Here is a 14,537-nt window from a genome sequence, read left to right as displayed (position 1 = left end):
GGTGGCGATCAGCGGCCGGGCTGTGCTGCTGGCGGTCCTCGGGCTGCCGGTGGTGGCGCTGCTGCCCGGCTGGTCCGGGGTGCTGGTGTGGGCCGGGGTGGTCGTCGCTCTCGTCGCGCTCGACGTGGCCCTGGCCGCCTCCCCGCGGCAGGTAGAGGTGCGCCGGGAGGTGCCGGGCCGGGTCCGGCTCGGGGAGTCCGTGGAGTCGGTGCTCACCTTGGCGAACCGGTCCGGACGTCGGCTGCGCGCCCTGGTCCGGGACGCCTGGCAGCCGTCCGCGGGGGCGAGCGGGGACCGGGCCGAGGTGGACGTGCCCGCCGGGGAGCGGCGCCGGCTCCGCACCGTGCTGCGCCCGACCCGTCGCGGCGACCGGCTCGCCGACGCGGTGACGCTGCGGTCCTGGGGGCCGCTCGGGCTGGGGGCGCAGCAGGCGTCGCTGCCGGTGCCGGGTCGGCTGCGGGTGCTGCCGGAGTTCCGCTCCCGGCGCCACCTGCCGTCCCGGTTGGCCCGGCTGCGCGAGCTCGACGGCCGGGCCAGCGTCCGGGTCCGCGGGCAGGGCACCGAGTTCGACTCGCTGCGGGACTACGTCGTCGGCGACGACGTCCGCTCGATCGACTGGCGGGCCACCGCCCGCCGCCAGCAGGTCGTCGTCCGCACCTGGCGACCGGAGCGGGACCGGCGGGTGCTCGTCGTCCTGGACACCTCGCGGACGTCGGCGGCCCGGGTCGGGGACGCGCCGCGCCTGGACGCGGCGATGGACGCCGCGCTGCTGCTGTCCGCGCTGGCCTCGCGGGCCGGGGACCGGGTCGACCTCGTCGCGGTCGACCGGCGGGTGCGGGCGTCGGTCGAGGGGGTGCGGGGGTCCGGGCTGCTCGGCGCCCTCGTCGACGCGATGGCCCCGCTGGAGCCCGAGCTCGTCGAGGCCGACTGGCCGGTCGTCGTCGGGGAGGTGCGCCGCCGGCTCACCCAGCACGCGCTCGTCGTCCTGCTCACCCCGCTGGAGGCGGCCGCCGTCGAGGAGGGGCTGCTGCCCGTCGTGCACCACCTGACCAGCCGGCACACCGTGCTGCTGGGCTCCGTCTCCGACCCGGTCCTGGCGGAGATGGCCGGCCGGCGCGGCGACCCGGACGCCGTCTACGACGCCGCGGCCGCCGAGCGCACCGCCCTGGACCGGGTCGCGGTCACCGGGGCGCTGCAGCGGGCCGGGGTCGAGGTCGTCGAGGGCACCCCGGACGAGCTGCCGCCGCGGCTCGCCGACGCCTACCTGGCCCTCAAGGCCGCCGGCCGCCTCTGACCCGCCCCCACCCCCTCGCAGAATGCTGGGTTGTTGGCGCGACACGCCGACAAAGCTGTGCCGAACGCAGCATTTTGGGAGCGGGCGGTGGGGCCTGGGGTGGCGGGATTGCATGATCACGGCTGGGAGACAGGGGGTGGCGGGATTGCATGATCACGGCTGGGAGACAGGGGGTGGCGGGATTGCATGATCACGAAGAGGGGGTTGAAGAGGGGTTTCGACTGGTCACGGGAGGGACGGGTCGGGCATCAGCCTGCGGTCGGCGTGACGTCCCCGGCGTGCTCCCGGCGCACGTCGCCGGTCTCCCCCGCCGCGACCGCGCGCCGCCCGAGCACACCCGCGTAGGCGAGGAACGCCCCGAGCGCGAGCGCGCCGACCGCGATCCGCGCCCACGTCGGCAGCGGGCTCGGCGTCACGAAGGCCTCGACCAGCCCGCTCACGGCAAGGACCGGCACCAGTCCGACCGCCACGGTGAACAGGGCCCGGCCCTCGGCGGCCAGGGACGCCGCACGGCTGAGCGGGCCGGGCGCGACCCACGACCAGAACAGCCTCAGTCCCGCCGCCGAGGCGACGAAGACGGCGGTGAGCTCGAGCAGTCCGTGCGGGAGGATCAGCCCGAAGAACACGTCCGCGCGGTCGTGCGCCGCCATCAGCCCACCGACGGTCCCGACGTTGAGCGCGTTGAGGGCCAGCACCCACACCACCCACACGCCGGTGACCCCGAAGGCGATGACCTGCGCGGCGACCCACGCGTTGTTCGTCCACACCTGGGCCGCGAACGAGGTCGCCGGCTGCTCGGAGTAGTAGCTCTCGAAGTCGCTCTCCACGAGCTGGCGGATCTCGGCGTCGCTGCCCATGGTGGCCTGGACCGCCGGGTCGCCCGCCACCCACGCCCCCGCCGCGACGGACACGAGCAGGAAGGCTGCGGTCACCGCCGCCGTCCACCACCGGATCCGCCACAGCGCCGCGGGGAACGACACGGTCGCGAACCGGACGACGTCCCGCCACACCGGCTCGCGGGCGCCGGTGAGCCGGGAGCGGGCCCGCGCGACCAGACTGCTGAGCCGGCCGACGAGCGCCGGGTCGGGGGCCTGGGAGCGCACCGCGGACAGGTGGGTGGCCGCCCGCTGGTACAGCAGCACGAGCCGGTCGGCGTCCGCGCCGGACAGCGACCGCCGGGAGACCAGACGCTCGAGCTCGTCCCACTCGTCGCGGTGCACCGAGACGAAGGCGTCCAGGTCCATGACCGCACGCTAGCTGTTGCCACGCCCGGCGCGGCCGGCCGGCCGGGTCCCGCCGTCTACAGTGCCGGGGTGGCGATCCCGTCGACCGAGCTGGTGACCGGCGAGGCGGTGCTGCTCGACCTGCGGCCCGCCTCGTTCGCCACCCGGGGGCTCGCCTGGCTGATCGACGCCGTCGTCCAGCTCGTCGTCGCGGTCGCCCTGTTCTGGCTGGTCGGACTCGCCCTGTCCGGCGCCGACCCCGCGGCCGACACGGCCGCCGGCATCGCGGTCCTCGTCACCGTGCTCGTCGGGCTGCCGCTCACCTGGGAGACGCTGAGCCGCGGCCGCTCGCTGGGCAAGCTCGCGATGGGCCTGCGGGTGGTGCGGGACGACGGCGGTCCGGTCCGGGTCCGGCACGCCCTGATCCGCGCGCTGGTCGGGGTCGGCGAGCTGTGGCTGACCCTGGGCAGCCCGGCGGTCATCACCTCCCTGATCCACCCGCGGGGCAAGCGGATCGGCGACCTCGTCGCCGGCACGTACGTCGTCCGCGAGCGCACGGCCTCGGACGCCGCCCGCCCGGTGCACATGCCGCCGGAGCTGGCCGCGTGGGCGCAAGGCGCTGACATCGCCCGGCTGCCGGGCCATCTCGCCCTGTCGGCCCGCCAGCTGCTGGCGCGCACCGACCGGCTGCACCCGGCGTCCCGCCAGCGGCTCGGGGAGTCGCTGGCCGCCGAGTTCGCCCGGCACGTCTCGCCCCCGCCCCCGGCCGGCACGCACCCGGAGCGGTTCATCGCCGCCGTGCTCGCCGAGCGCCGCGAGCGCGAGCTGCGCAGGATGCAGGCCGACCGGCGACGCCGCGACGAGCGAGCCGTCCGGCTGCACCGCCTCCCGTTCGGCCTCGACGAACCAGCGCCCCACGAGGCCGCCCCAGCCCCACGCAGAATGCTGGGTTGGAGGCGCAACACGCCGCGCGATCTGTGAAAACCACAGCATTTTGCGCAGGCTGGGGCGAGGGTCAGCGAGGGGTCAGGGCAGGAACGACGGCGGTGAGTCCAGGTCCTCGAGCTCGACCTCCCAGGCCTCGTGCGCGTCCCCGCCGCGCACCGCGTACAGGACGACGTCGCCAGCGACGTGCAGGGTGGTCCGCACTCCGGTGTCGAGATCGTCGAGCGTGACCTCCTCGACGAGCAGACCCTCGTGCACGCTTGCCCCGGTGCGCGCCACCCGTAGCCGGGCGGGCAGACCGGCCAGCGCCGTCCCGGTGAACCGCACCGCGGCGACGGCGATCTCGGCCGGGACCGGCCCGGGCGGCCCGAGCCGGCGGGCGAGGGCCACGAGCGCACCGGGGGACTCGACGTCGACGGCGTCCGCGAGCGCGGTGCGCTCCCGCCCCGGGTCGGACGTCGTGACCCAGCCGAGCACCGGCGTCCCGTCGTCCAGGACGGTGCGTCCGCCGCGGACCCGGGCGGCCGGCCCGGTCACCTCGACGCGGGCGGGCCGGAACCCGTTGTCGCACACCAGGTCCAGGACGCCGGAGGCGTAGCGCCACCCGGCCGGTCCGGGAGCGCAGGTGAACTCCTCGGCCCGGCCCGCGACGAGGTAGCGACCGCGCGGCACCGGGTCAGTACCGGTAGCGCTCCGGCTTGTAGGGCCCGGCGACGTCGACGCCGATGTACTCGGCCTGCTCCTTGGTCAGCTCCGTGAGCCGGACGCCGAGGGCGTCCAGGTGCAGCCGGGCGACCTTCTCGTCGAGGTGCTTGGGCAGCACGTGCACCCCGAGCGGGTAGGCCTCCGGCCGGGTGAACAGCTCGACCTGGGCGATCACCTGGTTGGAGAACGAGGAGCTCATGACGAACGACGGGTGCCCGGTGGCGTTGCCGAGGTTGAGCAGCCGCCCCTCGGACAGCACGATCACCGACCGGCCGGACTCGAACGTCCACTCGTGCACCTGCGGCTTGATCTCCGTCTTGCGGACGCCGGGGACCCGCGCCAGCCCGGCCATGTCGATCTCGTTGTCGAAGTGACCGATGTTGCCGACGATCGCCTTGTCCTTCATCGCCGTCATGTGCTCGGCGGTGATGACGTCCCGGTTGCCGGTGGCGGTGACGAAGATGTCGGCGGTGGCCACGACGTCCTCGAGCCGGACCACCTGGTAGCCGTCCATCGCCGCCTGCAGCGCGCAGATCGGGTCGATCTCGGTGACGACGACCCGGGCGCCCTGCCCGCGCAGGGACTCGGCGCAGCCCTTGCCGACGTCGCCGTAACCGGCGACGACGGCGACCTTGCCGCCGATGAGGACGTCGGTGGCCCGGTTGATCCCGTCGACGAGGGAGTGCCGGACGCCGTAGCGGTTGTCGAACTTGCTCTTCGTCACCGAGTCGTTGACGTTGATCGCCGGGAAGAGCAGCTCGCCGCGCTCGGCGAGCTCGTAGAGCCGGTGCACGCCGGTCGTCGTCTCCTCGGTGACCCCGTGGACGCCGGCGGCGAGCGCCGTCCAGCGACCGGAGTCCTCGGCGAGGCTGCGGCGCAACCGGTCGAGGATGACGTGGTACTCCTCGGAGTCGGCGTCGTCGGCCGCGGGCACCGCCCCGGCTCGTTCGAACTGCACGCCCTTGTGCACGAGCAGGGTCGCGTCCCCGCCGTCGTCGAGGATCATGTTCGGGCCCTCACCGGGCCAGGTGAGGATCTGCTCGGTGCACCACCAGTACTCCTCGAGCGTCTCCCCCTTCCACGCGAACACCGGGACGCCGCGGGGGTCCTCCGGGGTGCCGTCGGGGCCGACGACGACGGCGGCGGCCGCCTCGTCCTGGGTGGAGAAGATGTTGCACGACGCCCAGCGCACCTGCGCGCCGAGCGCGGTGAGGGTCTCGATGAGGACGGCGGTCTGCACGGTCATGTGCAGGGACCCGGCGATCCGCGCGCCGCGCAGCGGGCGGCTGTCGCCGAGCTCCTCGCGCAGCGCCATGAGCCCGGGCATCTCGTGCTCGGCGAGGCGGATCTGGTGGCGGCCGGCGTCGGCCAGGCCGAGGTCACGGACCTTGTAGTCCATCGGGGTCCCTCCGGGACGCGGGTGGCGGTGCTCGCCGTGGTCCGGGCCAGTCTACGGACCGACCGGCGCGGCGGCCCCCGACGTCAGCCGGTGAAGGTCGTGCTGGTGACGGCCGCACCGCTCGGGCGGTGGTCCGAGCGCTCGAAGAACGTCCCGCCGCGGACGACGCCCGCGGTGCGCACGCCGTCGCCGTCGCCGTCCGCCGGCAGCGGGACGTCACCGACCCGGCCCAGTCCGTAGGAGAAGACGGTGACCGGACGCAGGACGGACGTCGCGAGGTGCCACCGGGTGCCGCGTACCACGCCGGGACGGTCCACGCCGTCCCCGAGCCAGGCACCGGCGACCGGCACGTCGTCCGCGCGCCCGAAGGAGAAGCTGCGCTGGGCGACCCCGCCGCTCGGGGTGACCCGCAGGTGCCAGCGCCCGTCCCGGACGACGGCGACGCCGTCCCGTGACGCCCCCGCCCACCGGCCGACGAGGGGGACGTCCCCCGCCCGGCCGAACCCGAAGGACGTCTCGGTCGCCCGTGCGCCGGTACCGCTGCGCAGGTGCCAGCGGCCGGCGCGGAACACCCCGACCTCGTCGCGGCCGTCGCGGTCCCAGTCCCCGACGACGGGCACGTCACCGGCGCGGCCGAACCGGAACCGGGAGACCGTCCCGTCCCCTGCGCGCAGCGTGAAGGCCCCGTCGTCGAACCAGCCGGGCAGAGTGCGTCCGCGCCCGTCCCAGTCCCCCGCCAGCGGGACCGCCGTCCCGGTGCCGAGGGGGCCGGTGCCGCCCGGGGCGGCGTCGACGGTCCCGTACTGCCCGCTCCCCCAGCGGCCGTAGGCCTGGGCCGCCGGGGTGCGGGGGCGCAGCCCGGTACAGCCGGCATCGGTCAGACCGGGGTCGGGGCGCAGCCCGGCGTCGGGGCCGAGGGTGACCCCCGAACCCCACAGGAAGTAGGTCGCCGGGGCCGCTGCGTAGGTGTGCCGCACGACGTTGCCGGCTCCGACGACGTCGTGCGCGGAGACGTACGTGGTGGCTCCGGGGGTGGTGACGAAGCTTCCGGCCACCGCGTCGAAGAGGTTGCCGGACAGGTCGTTGCCGCGGACGTCGCCGTGCAGCAGGACCGCCATCGCGCCGTGGGCGACGGTGTTGTGGGTGACGTCGACGTTCCAGGGCCCACGGGCACCGGGCTCGCCGCCGTCCCCCAGCTTGATCCCGGCCCCGCTGGGGTGGTCGAAGACGGTGTTGCGGGCGATGGTCCCCCCGCTGTCCGGCGTGCCCTGGTACGACACGTAGACGTTGTGGTCCTTGCGGCCGTCGTGGGCGGTCGCCGCGCCGAACACGCAGTTCTCCTCGAACCGGAAGTCCTCGGGCGCCCCCGAGCCCAGGAACGTGTCGTCGGTGATGGTGACGTTGGAGTACGCGCCGGTGCGGCGGGCGCCGGTGAGCTCGCTGTCGCGCACCACCCAGCCCGTCCCGCCGGCGAGGTGCAGGGCCGGCTCGCCGGGGACGGTCGCCTCCACCCGCAGCCCCTCCAGCCGCCAGTGGTCGGCGTCGTACAGCCGCAGCGACCCGGTGAGGACGGGGCGGCGGGCCGGGTCGAGCGCCCGGACGGTGACCGGCGCCGCGGCCGTGCCGCGCGGCCAGTCCGCCCGGGTCTTGAGGGTGCCGACGTCGTAGCGGCCGGGGGCCAGCAGGAGCGTGTCCCCGGCGCGCAGGTCGGCGATCGCGGCCGCGACGTCGTCCCCCGGCTGGACGGTGAGCGTCCGGGCGGACGCCGGCACGACGGCGTCCGCGGTCACCGCACCCGCCGCGGGCGCGGTGACACCGAGGGACAGCAGCGTCACCGCCCCGCAGGTCGCGGCGAGCGCGGACAGCCGGGCGGCAGGACGAGACAGCATGTGGGCGACCTCCACGGGGGCACGGTCGTGCCACCCGCCGGGGTCATCGACCCAGCGCGGGCCCGCCTTGAGCCGGTGCGCCCGTGTCCCGGCCGCCGTCGCCGGGCGGCGTCGCCGGCTCCCGCAGGTCCGGCTCGAGGTAGATCACCCGCGCGATCGGGACGGCGGCCCGGACCCGCCGCTCGGCGGCGTCGATGGCCGCGGCGATCTCGTCGCCGGTGCCCCGCGCCGAGACGGCGATCTTGGCGGCGACGAGGAGCTCCTCGGGGCCGAGGTGCAGGGTCTTCATGTGGATGACCGACTCCACGCCGTCACCGGGCAGGGCGGCCTCGATGGCCTGGAGGTGCTCGCTCGTTGCGCCCTCACCGATCAGCAGCGACTTCATCTCCACGGCCAGGACCGCGGCGATCAGCACGAGCAGGACGCCGATCATCGCCGTCCCGGCGGCGTCCCACCTGCCGTCGTGGGTGAGCAGGGTCAGGGACACGCCGAAGAGCGCGAACACGAGACCGAGCAGGGCGCCGAAGTCCTCGAGCAGCACGACCGGCAGCTCGGGTGCCTTCGCCGTGCGCACGAACTCGACCCACGACCGCTGGCCGCGGACCCGGTTGGACTCGGCGATCGCGGTGCGGAACGAGAAGGTCTCCAGCCCGATCGCCACGACGAGCACCACCAGCGGGACCCACTGCCACGCCTCGATCGGCTCCGGCTCGGCCCACTTGTGCCACGCCTCGTACAGCGCGAACAGGCCGCCGACCGAGAACAGCACGATCGCGACGACGAACCCGTACACGTACCGTTCCCGGCCGTAGCCGAACGGGTGCTGGGGTGTGGCTGCCCGCGTGGCCCGCCGTCCGCCGACCAGCAGCAGGGCCTGGTTGCCGGAGTCGGCGACCGAGTGGATCGACTCGGCGAGCATCGACGACGAGCGTGTCAGCAGGAACGCGACGAACTTGGTGACCGCGATCCCGAGGTTGGCGAGCAGTGCCGCGACGATCGCCCTGGTACCGCCTTCGGTTGCCACGGGACGGACAGTAGTCCGGCAGGATCACTCCAGCCCGCGGGCCAGGTCCGCCACGTGGGGCGACTCCGCCGGGTCGAGCCCGAGCCCGAGCGCGAGGTAGGTGGCGGCGAAGTCGGTGCGGGCGCCGAGCGCCGCCAGCCGGCGCAGCGGGTCCGGCTCCTCGACGACGACCTCGCTGACCTTGACCCCGGAGCGCTCGGCGAGCTCGACGACGGCGGCGGCCGCGGACGTCGGACCCTCCCGCAGCAGGACGAGCCGCAGCCGCGGCCCGGTCGGCTCGGGGTCCAGGAACGGGTCGGCGAACAGCTCCTCGGGGGTGGACGCGAACGGTCCGCCGAAGGTCGCCACGACGTCCCCGGCGTCGTCGGGCAGGGTCCCGGCCACGGCCGGCACCCGCGCGGTCCGGGCCAGCACGGACGCCGCCCGGCGGGCGGCCACGCCGGTGGCTGGGCCGTCGCCGAGCAGCACCGGCACGCTGTCGGCGAGCTCGACCGCCAACGACTTCGCCGGGTTGACGAACGACTCGGTGGCCGGGGAGCCGAGCCGGGCCTCCTCGTCGAGGGTGTCGGCGACGAGACCGAGCGGTCCGGGACCAGCGTCGGTGAGCCCGAGCCTCGTGGTGGCGACGAGTACCGGGGTGAGCATCGCCCACAGCGAGGTCCGGGAGGTCGGCGCGGACGTCGCCTCGAGGCCGGGCAGGGGCACCGGCACGTGGACGCCGCGGACCTGGGCGGACACCTCGGCGAGCAGCGACCCGGCGGCGCCCACGGTGAGCACCCGGGCCCCGCGCCGTCCGGCCTCGGCGGCCAGCGCGACGGCCGGCTGCGCCTGCCCGGACAGGGACACCGCGATCACCAGGTCGAGGGGGCCGACCCAGCCGGGCAGCACCGTGCCCGAGCGGCAGACCACCGGCACGGGGCACCCGGGGCCGGCGAGCGCCTCGACGGCGTCCCCGACGGCGCGGGCACCGCCGCGGGCGGCGATGACGACGGTGCGCGGCCGGTCCTCCCCGAGTCGGTCCAGCGGCGCCTCGGCGGCCAGCGACAGGCCGTGGCGCACCTGGGCCCCGGCGCCGGCGACGGCCCGCAGCACCCCGGAGGGGTCGGCGGCGGCCAGCGCCTCGGGGTCGTCGAGCAGCTGCTCGTCGAACGGTCTGGTCATCGCGGGAGGGTCCTCACCGGGGGCCGGGACGCCGGGCCTCGTCGACGAGCAGCACCGGGATGCCGTCGGTGACGGGGTACGCCAGGGCGCACTCGGCCGAGGTGCACACGAGCTCGGGGGCGCCGTCCTCGCCGGTGCCGTCGGCGAGCTCGGACCGGCAGGCCGGGCAGCGCAGCACCTCACGCACCCACGGCTCGACGGCCACCGGGCTGCTGGGGGCGCCGGGCTGCTCTGCGGGGGTCATCGGGTCTCCTCCCGGACGACGGCGAGCACGCTGTCGCGTACCCGCTCCATCGTCGCACCGTCGGCGGCCTCGACGTTGAGCCGCAGCAGCGGCTCGGTGTTGCTCGGCCGCAGGTTGAACCACCACCACGGCTGCGTCCCGGGCGCGGAGCTGACCGTCAGCCCGTCCAGCTCGTCCACCCCGGCGCCGTCCCGGGCGAACGTCTCGCGCACCCGGGCGGTGGCGGCAGCCACGTCGTCCACCCGGGAGTTGATCTCCCCGCTGGCCGTGTACGGCGCGTAGTCGGCGACCAGCGCGGACAGCGGCCCGTCCTGCTCGCCGAGGGCGGCGAGCACGTGCATCGCGGCGAGCATGCCGGTGTCGGCGCCCCAGAACGCGCGGAAGTAGTAGTGCGCCGAGTGCTCCCCGCCGAAGACCGCGCCGGTGCGGGCCATCTCGCCCTTGATGAACGAGTGCCCGACCCGGGTGCGCACCGGGGTGCCGCCGGCGGCCTCGACGACCTCGGGCACCACCCGGGAGGTGATGAGGTTGTGGATGACGACCGGGTGGCGGCCCGCGGCGCGCTCACGGGCGATCTCCCGCAGCGCGACGAGGGCGGTCACGGCGCTGGGGCTGACCGGCTCGCCGCGCTCGTCGACGACGAAGCACCGGTCGGCGTCCCCGTCGAAGGCCAGGCCGAGGTTGGCGCCGTGCTCGCGGACGGCGGCCTGCAGGTCCCGCAGGTTCTCCGGCTCCAACGGGTTGGCCTCGTGGTTCGGGAACGTCCCGTCGAGCTCGAAGTACAGCGGGACGACGTCCACCGGCAGGGCGGGCAGCCCGGCCGCGGTCTGCAGCACGGCGGGCACGGTGTGACCGGCCATCCCGTTGCCGGCGTCGACGACGACCCGCAGCGGCCGGACGCCGGACAGGTCGACCAGGGAGCGCAGGTGGACGGCGTAGTCCCGCAGGGTGTCCGTGTCGGTCAGCGTGCCGCGGCGGTCGGCCACCGGGACGCCGTCGTCGAGGTAGCCCTGGGCCAGCCGGCGGACGTCGGCGAGCCCGGAGTCCTGACCGACGGCGCGGGCACCGGGCCGGCACAGCTTGATCCCGTTCCAGGCGGCGGGGTTGTGGCTGGCGGTGAACATGGCGCCGGCGGCGTCCAGGGCGCCGCTGGCGTGGTAGAGGCCGTCGGTGGAGCACAGCCCGATCCGGACGACGTCCGCGCCGCGGTCCCGGGCGCCGTCGGCGAACGCCGCGACGAGCGCCGGGGAGGACGGGCGCATGTCGTGGCCGACGACGAGCCGACCCCCGTCGGGGACCAGGACGTCGGCCGCGGCCGCGCCGACGGCGCGGGCGACGTCGGCGTCCAGCTGGTCGGGAACCAGACCACGGACGTCGTAGGCCTTGATGATCGTCGACAGGTCCACGCCGGGGACCCTACCGACGGGCGGGGACGGTTTCGCTCAGATGCGCTGGCTCAGACGGCCTTGCGGGCCCGGTCGAGCACGGAGTCGACGCTGAGCGGCTCGCCGTCAAGGGAGGTCCACGACCGGTGCTCGCACCGGTGGCAGGAGGTGAAGCGCACCGGCGTGCCGTCGGTGAGCATCATCTTGAGGTGGGTGAGCCGGGTGCTGCCGCAGGCGGCGCACCCCACGGCCACGCGGTGCTCGCGCTGGGTGAGCGACCCCAGAGGGGCGGGCGGCTCGGTGGTGCGGCCGCGGCGGCGGCGCTGGGTGGGCAGGGACCGGACGGCGGCGCCGGGGTCCGGGGAGGTGGTGGACGGCTGCGACATCGACCGGCTCTCCGAGGTGGTACGGCCCCGGCTCTCACCGGGCTGGCCCCGACTGCTTCGGTCCGATCGGGTGAATCCTTGAGCGCGACACGCCGTGACAGTGGGTGAGGAATTTCACACTCTCCGTCAGTGCCCTCGGTCAGTGCCCGGTGTCGCGGAGCACCCGCAGGTGGCCGCGGCGGCCCACCTCGACGGCGGTCGCCGCCTCCGGAGCGGGGGCCGGCGGCCGCGCGGCCTCCCGGACGGCGTCCGCGAGCGCGACCAGGTCGTCGTGCGAGGGCGCCTCGTCGTAGACCTGCGGGGCGAGCCGGACGACCTCCCAGCCGCGGGGAGCGGTGAGCCGCTCGGCGTGCTCGGCGCACAGGTCGTAGGTGTGCGGCTCGGCGAACGTGGCGAGCGGCCCGAGGACGGCGGTGGAGTCGGAGTACACGTACGTCAGCGTCGCCACCGCCGGTCGGGCGCAGGCGCTTCGGCTGCAACGTCGGACTGCCACGACCCGGCACGCTACCCGCCGCCCGGGTCCGCACCTCACATTGGCGGGGCTCAGGTCATCGCGTGGCGGGGCTCAAGTCATCGCGTGGCGGGACCGATGGTGTGAGGATCGTCGCGACACGGTCAGTCGACGCCCCGACCAGCCGAGAGTGGGTGAGTTGTGCGTCCGTGGCCCCGGACCGCCCCGAACCAGGTGCTCGCCACCTTCACCCTGTACCTCCTGGCCGCGCTGTCCGTGCTCGCCCTCCACGTCCCGGACCGGACCGGGGCGGCGATCTGGCCCGCGTCCGGCGTCGCGCTAGCCGCCCTGCTGCTCAGCCCCCGCAGCCGCTGGCCGGCCCTGCTGGTCACGGTCGCGGCGGCGGACGCGCTCAGCGTGGCCGCCGTCGGCGTCCCTCCGGTCCACCTGGTGACCCGGGTGCTCACCGACGTGGCCCACCCGGTCGTCGCCGCGCTGCTGCTGCGCCAGCTGGGCAGTCACGGGGCGCAGCTGACCCCGCTGCGGCCGATGATGGTGTTCCTGCTCGCCGGGGTCGGGGCCGCGGCCGTCCTCGTCGGGCTGCCCAGCGCGGTGCTGTGGCAGCCGATGGCCAGCGCGGGACTCACCGACATGGTCCCCCGGCAGGTGCTCGGCTACGCCCTCGGCGTCCTGCTCGTGACCCCGGCGCTGCTCAGCCTGCGCTCGGTCCCGCCGCGGCGTGACCCGCTCGAGCTCGCCGGCTGGGTGGTCGCTCAGGTGCTGACGCTGCTCGTCGTGTTCGTCGCCGCACCGCGGGACTGGTCGCCGACGCTGCCGTACCTGCTGCTGCCCCTGTACACCTGGGGCGCGCTGCGGATGGGGATCCGCCGGACCGCCCTCGCCCTCGTCGCGGCGGCCGTCGTCGCAGACCTGTCGACGCTCGCCGACCTCGGCCCGTTCGCCGTGGCCGGCGCCGACCGGGAGACCAGCCGCACCCTGCTGCAGCTGTTCCTGCTCATCTGCGGCGGCACGACGATGGTCGCCTCCGCTCTGGCCGCCGAGCTCACCGACCGCCAGGGGGTCGAGACGGCCCTGCGCCAGCAGGCCGGGACCGACGCCCTGACCGGACTGCCGAACCGCTCCGAGCTCACCGGTCTGCTCACCTCCGTGCTCGACTCGGCCGGCGCCGGCGGGACCGGGGTCGGCGTCGTCGTCTTCGACGTCGACGGCCTGCAGACGGTCAACGACCAGCACGGCTACCACGCCGGCGACCGGCTGCTCACCACGCTGGCCGACCGGCTGCGGGACGGCACCGGCCCGGGCAACGCGGTCGGGAGGATCGACGGCGACCAGTTCGTCGTCGTGGTCACCCAGGCCGGGCGGCGGCAGCTGCGGGAGGCGGTCGAGGAGATCCGCCGCCGGGTCGCCGAGCCGGTACCGCTCGGCGACGTCGTGCACACCCCCTCGGTGTCCGTCGGCGTGGCCCTCGCCGAGACCGAGACGACGGCCAGCGGGCTGCTGATCTCCGGCGAGCTGGCCCTGGCCGAGGCCCGTTCGCGCGGCCGGGGGCTCGTCGTCCACTTCGACGACCGGCTGCGCGCCGCCTACGACGTGCGGCTGCGCACCTCAGCGGAGCTGCCGAACGCCCTCGCGCAGGCCGAGGTGCGGGCGGTGTTCCAGCCCGAGGTGGAGCTCGCCACCGGGGACCTGTTCGGGTTCGAGGCCCTGGCCCGCTGGCAGCACCCCCGGCGCGGCGCCGTCCCGCCGTCGGAGTTCGTCCCGGTCGCCGAGCACGCCGGGCTCGCCGGCCGGCTGTTCGACGTCATGCTGGAGAACACCCTGCGGGTGCAGCGGCAGTGGCCGCAGCGGTCCGGGCGGCGGCCCGCCGTGTCGGTCAACGTCTCCGCGCTGCAGCTCGACGACCCACGGCTCCTCGAGTCCGTCGCCGCCGGCCTGGAGCGCCACGGCGTGCCCGCGGACGACCTGTGGCTGGAGGTCACCGAGTCCGCCCTGGCACAGGTCGACTCGCTGCGCACCCTGTGGCGGCTCAAGGACCTCGGCGTCCACCTCGCCATCGACGACTTCGGCACCGGGTGGTCGTCGATGTCCCGGCTGTCGGCGTTCCCGTGGGACCTGCTCAAGCTCGACCGGTCGTTCATCTCCCCGCTCGGGCTGGACCCCAGCGCCGAGCACGTCGCCCGGGCCATGGTCGCCATGGCCCACGCCCTGGGGCTGCGGACGGTCGCCGAGGGGGTGGAGACCCCGCTGCAGCTGGACGTCGTGAGCGCCCTGGGCATCGACATCGTCCAGGGCTACCTGTTCTCCCGGCCGGTCGAGGCCGAGCGCACCCACGACCTGGCCGCCGTCGACGGGTCGGCGTCCGGTCCGGCGTGGCCGCTGCCCGTCGCCGCCGACTGAGCCGCGCACTACC

Annotated in this window: 13 protein-coding genes; 3 read left to right on the top strand and 10 right to left on the bottom strand. The window is 75.5% G+C overall.

Annotation, left to right across the window (positions count from 1 at the left end):
* Window position 1: 1 nt before the first annotated feature.
* Window positions 2-1,294: a DUF58 domain-containing protein gene (locus tag HJG43_03655; GenBank protein ID UER53803.1), complete on the top strand. Its 1,293-nt coding sequence runs from the start codon at window positions 2-4 to the stop codon at window positions 1,292-1,294.
* A 248-nt stretch (window positions 1,295-1,542) separates the two neighbouring features.
* On the opposite strand, the gene HJG43_03650 is transcribed toward HJG43_03655, so the two are convergent.
* On the bottom strand, window positions 1,543-2,538 hold the full coding sequence (locus tag HJG43_03650; GenBank protein ID UER53802.1) for a stage II sporulation protein M: 996 nt from the start codon (window positions 2,536-2,538) through the stop codon (window positions 1,543-1,545).
* A 75-nt stretch (window positions 2,539-2,613) separates the two neighbouring features.
* Between HJG43_03650 and HJG43_03645 the strand changes: the two genes are divergently transcribed.
* A complete protein-coding gene (locus HJG43_03645) occupies window positions 2,614-3,498 on the top strand; it encodes an RDD family protein (GenBank protein ID UER55672.1) in 885 nt (294 codons plus the stop codon).
* 45 nt (window positions 3,499-3,543) lie between these two features.
* Here the strand turns inward: HJG43_03645 and HJG43_03640 are convergent, their stop codons facing one another.
* The 9 genes from HJG43_03640 to HJG43_03600 all read right to left on the bottom strand — a co-directional run bounded on the left by HJG43_03640 (window position 3,544) and on the right by HJG43_03600 (window position 12,187).
* A complete protein-coding gene (locus HJG43_03640) occupies window positions 3,544-4,134 on the bottom strand; it encodes a hypothetical protein (GenBank protein UER53801.1) in 591 nt (196 codons plus the stop codon).
* A 4-nt stretch (window positions 4,135-4,138) separates the two neighbouring features.
* Entirely contained in the window at window positions 4,139-5,566 is a 1,428-nt protein-coding gene (locus HJG43_03635) for an adenosylhomocysteinase (GenBank protein UER53800.1), read from the bottom strand.
* A gap of 83 nt (window positions 5,567-5,649) precedes the next feature.
* On the bottom strand, window positions 5,650-7,455 hold the full coding sequence (locus HJG43_03630) for a hypothetical protein (protein ID UER53799.1): 1,806 nt from the start codon (window positions 7,453-7,455) through the stop codon (window positions 5,650-5,652).
* Between the two features lie 43 nt (window positions 7,456-7,498).
* A complete protein-coding gene (locus HJG43_03625) occupies window positions 7,499-8,479 on the bottom strand; it encodes a cation diffusion facilitator family transporter (GenBank protein UER53798.1) in 981 nt (326 codons plus the stop codon).
* A 24-nt stretch (window positions 8,480-8,503) separates the two neighbouring features.
* On the bottom strand, window positions 8,504-9,640 hold the full coding sequence (locus HJG43_03620) for a phosphosugar isomerase (protein ID UER53797.1): 1,137 nt from the start codon (window positions 9,638-9,640) through the stop codon (window positions 8,504-8,506).
* Window positions 9,641-9,653: 13 nt separating this feature from the next.
* On the bottom strand, window positions 9,654-9,845 hold the full coding sequence (locus HJG43_03615; protein UER55671.1) for a hypothetical protein: 192 nt from the start codon (window positions 9,843-9,845) through the stop codon (window positions 9,654-9,656).
* A 35-nt stretch (window positions 9,846-9,880) separates the two neighbouring features.
* Window positions 9,881-11,290, bottom strand: coding sequence for a phosphomannomutase/phosphoglucomutase (locus HJG43_03610; GenBank protein ID UER53796.1), 1,410 nt, complete (start codon window positions 11,288-11,290; stop codon window positions 9,881-9,883).
* 50 nt (window positions 11,291-11,340) lie between these two features.
* On the bottom strand, window positions 11,341-11,604 hold the full coding sequence (locus HJG43_03605; protein UER55670.1) for a hypothetical protein: 264 nt from the start codon (window positions 11,602-11,604) through the stop codon (window positions 11,341-11,343).
* A gap of 190 nt (window positions 11,605-11,794) precedes the next feature.
* The gene (locus tag HJG43_03600; protein UER53795.1) at window positions 11,795-12,187 is read right to left on the bottom strand and encodes a DUF3499 domain-containing protein; all 393 of its coding nucleotides are present in this window, start codon (window positions 12,185-12,187) and stop codon (window positions 11,795-11,797) included.
* A gap of 120 nt (window positions 12,188-12,307) precedes the next feature.
* On the opposite strand from HJG43_03600, the gene HJG43_03595 reads away from it, so the two are divergent.
* Window positions 12,308-14,524, top strand: a complete 2,217-nt coding sequence (locus HJG43_03595; protein ID UER53794.1) for an EAL domain-containing protein — start codon at window positions 12,308-12,310, stop codon at window positions 14,522-14,524.
* The last annotated feature ends 13 nt before the right edge of the window (window positions 14,525-14,537 follow it).

Source organism: Kineosporiaceae bacterium SCSIO 59966 (assembly GCA_020881835.1).
GTDB lineage: Bacteria > Actinomycetota > Actinomycetes > Actinomycetales > SCSIO-59966 > SCSIO-59966.
This window is presented reverse-complemented; position numbering and strand designations above follow the sequence as displayed.

What these genes read in the sequence shown, in the direction of transcription:
- HJG43_03650 (UER53802.1), bottom strand. Translation starts at nt 2,538, where the DNA reads ATGGACCTGGACGCCTTCGTCTCGGTGCACCGCGACGAGTGGGACGAG.
- HJG43_03635 (UER53800.1), bottom strand. Translation starts at nt 5,566, where the DNA reads ATGGACTACAAGGTCCGTGACCTCGGCCTGGCCGACGCCGGCCGCCAC.
- HJG43_03630 (UER53799.1), bottom strand. Translation starts at nt 7,455, where the DNA reads ATGCTGTCTCGTCCTGCCGCCCGGCTGTCCGCGCTCGCCGCGACCTGC.
- HJG43_03620 (UER53797.1), bottom strand. Translation starts at nt 9,640, where the DNA reads ATGACCAGACCGTTCGACGAGCAGCTGCTCGACGACCCCGAGGCGCTG.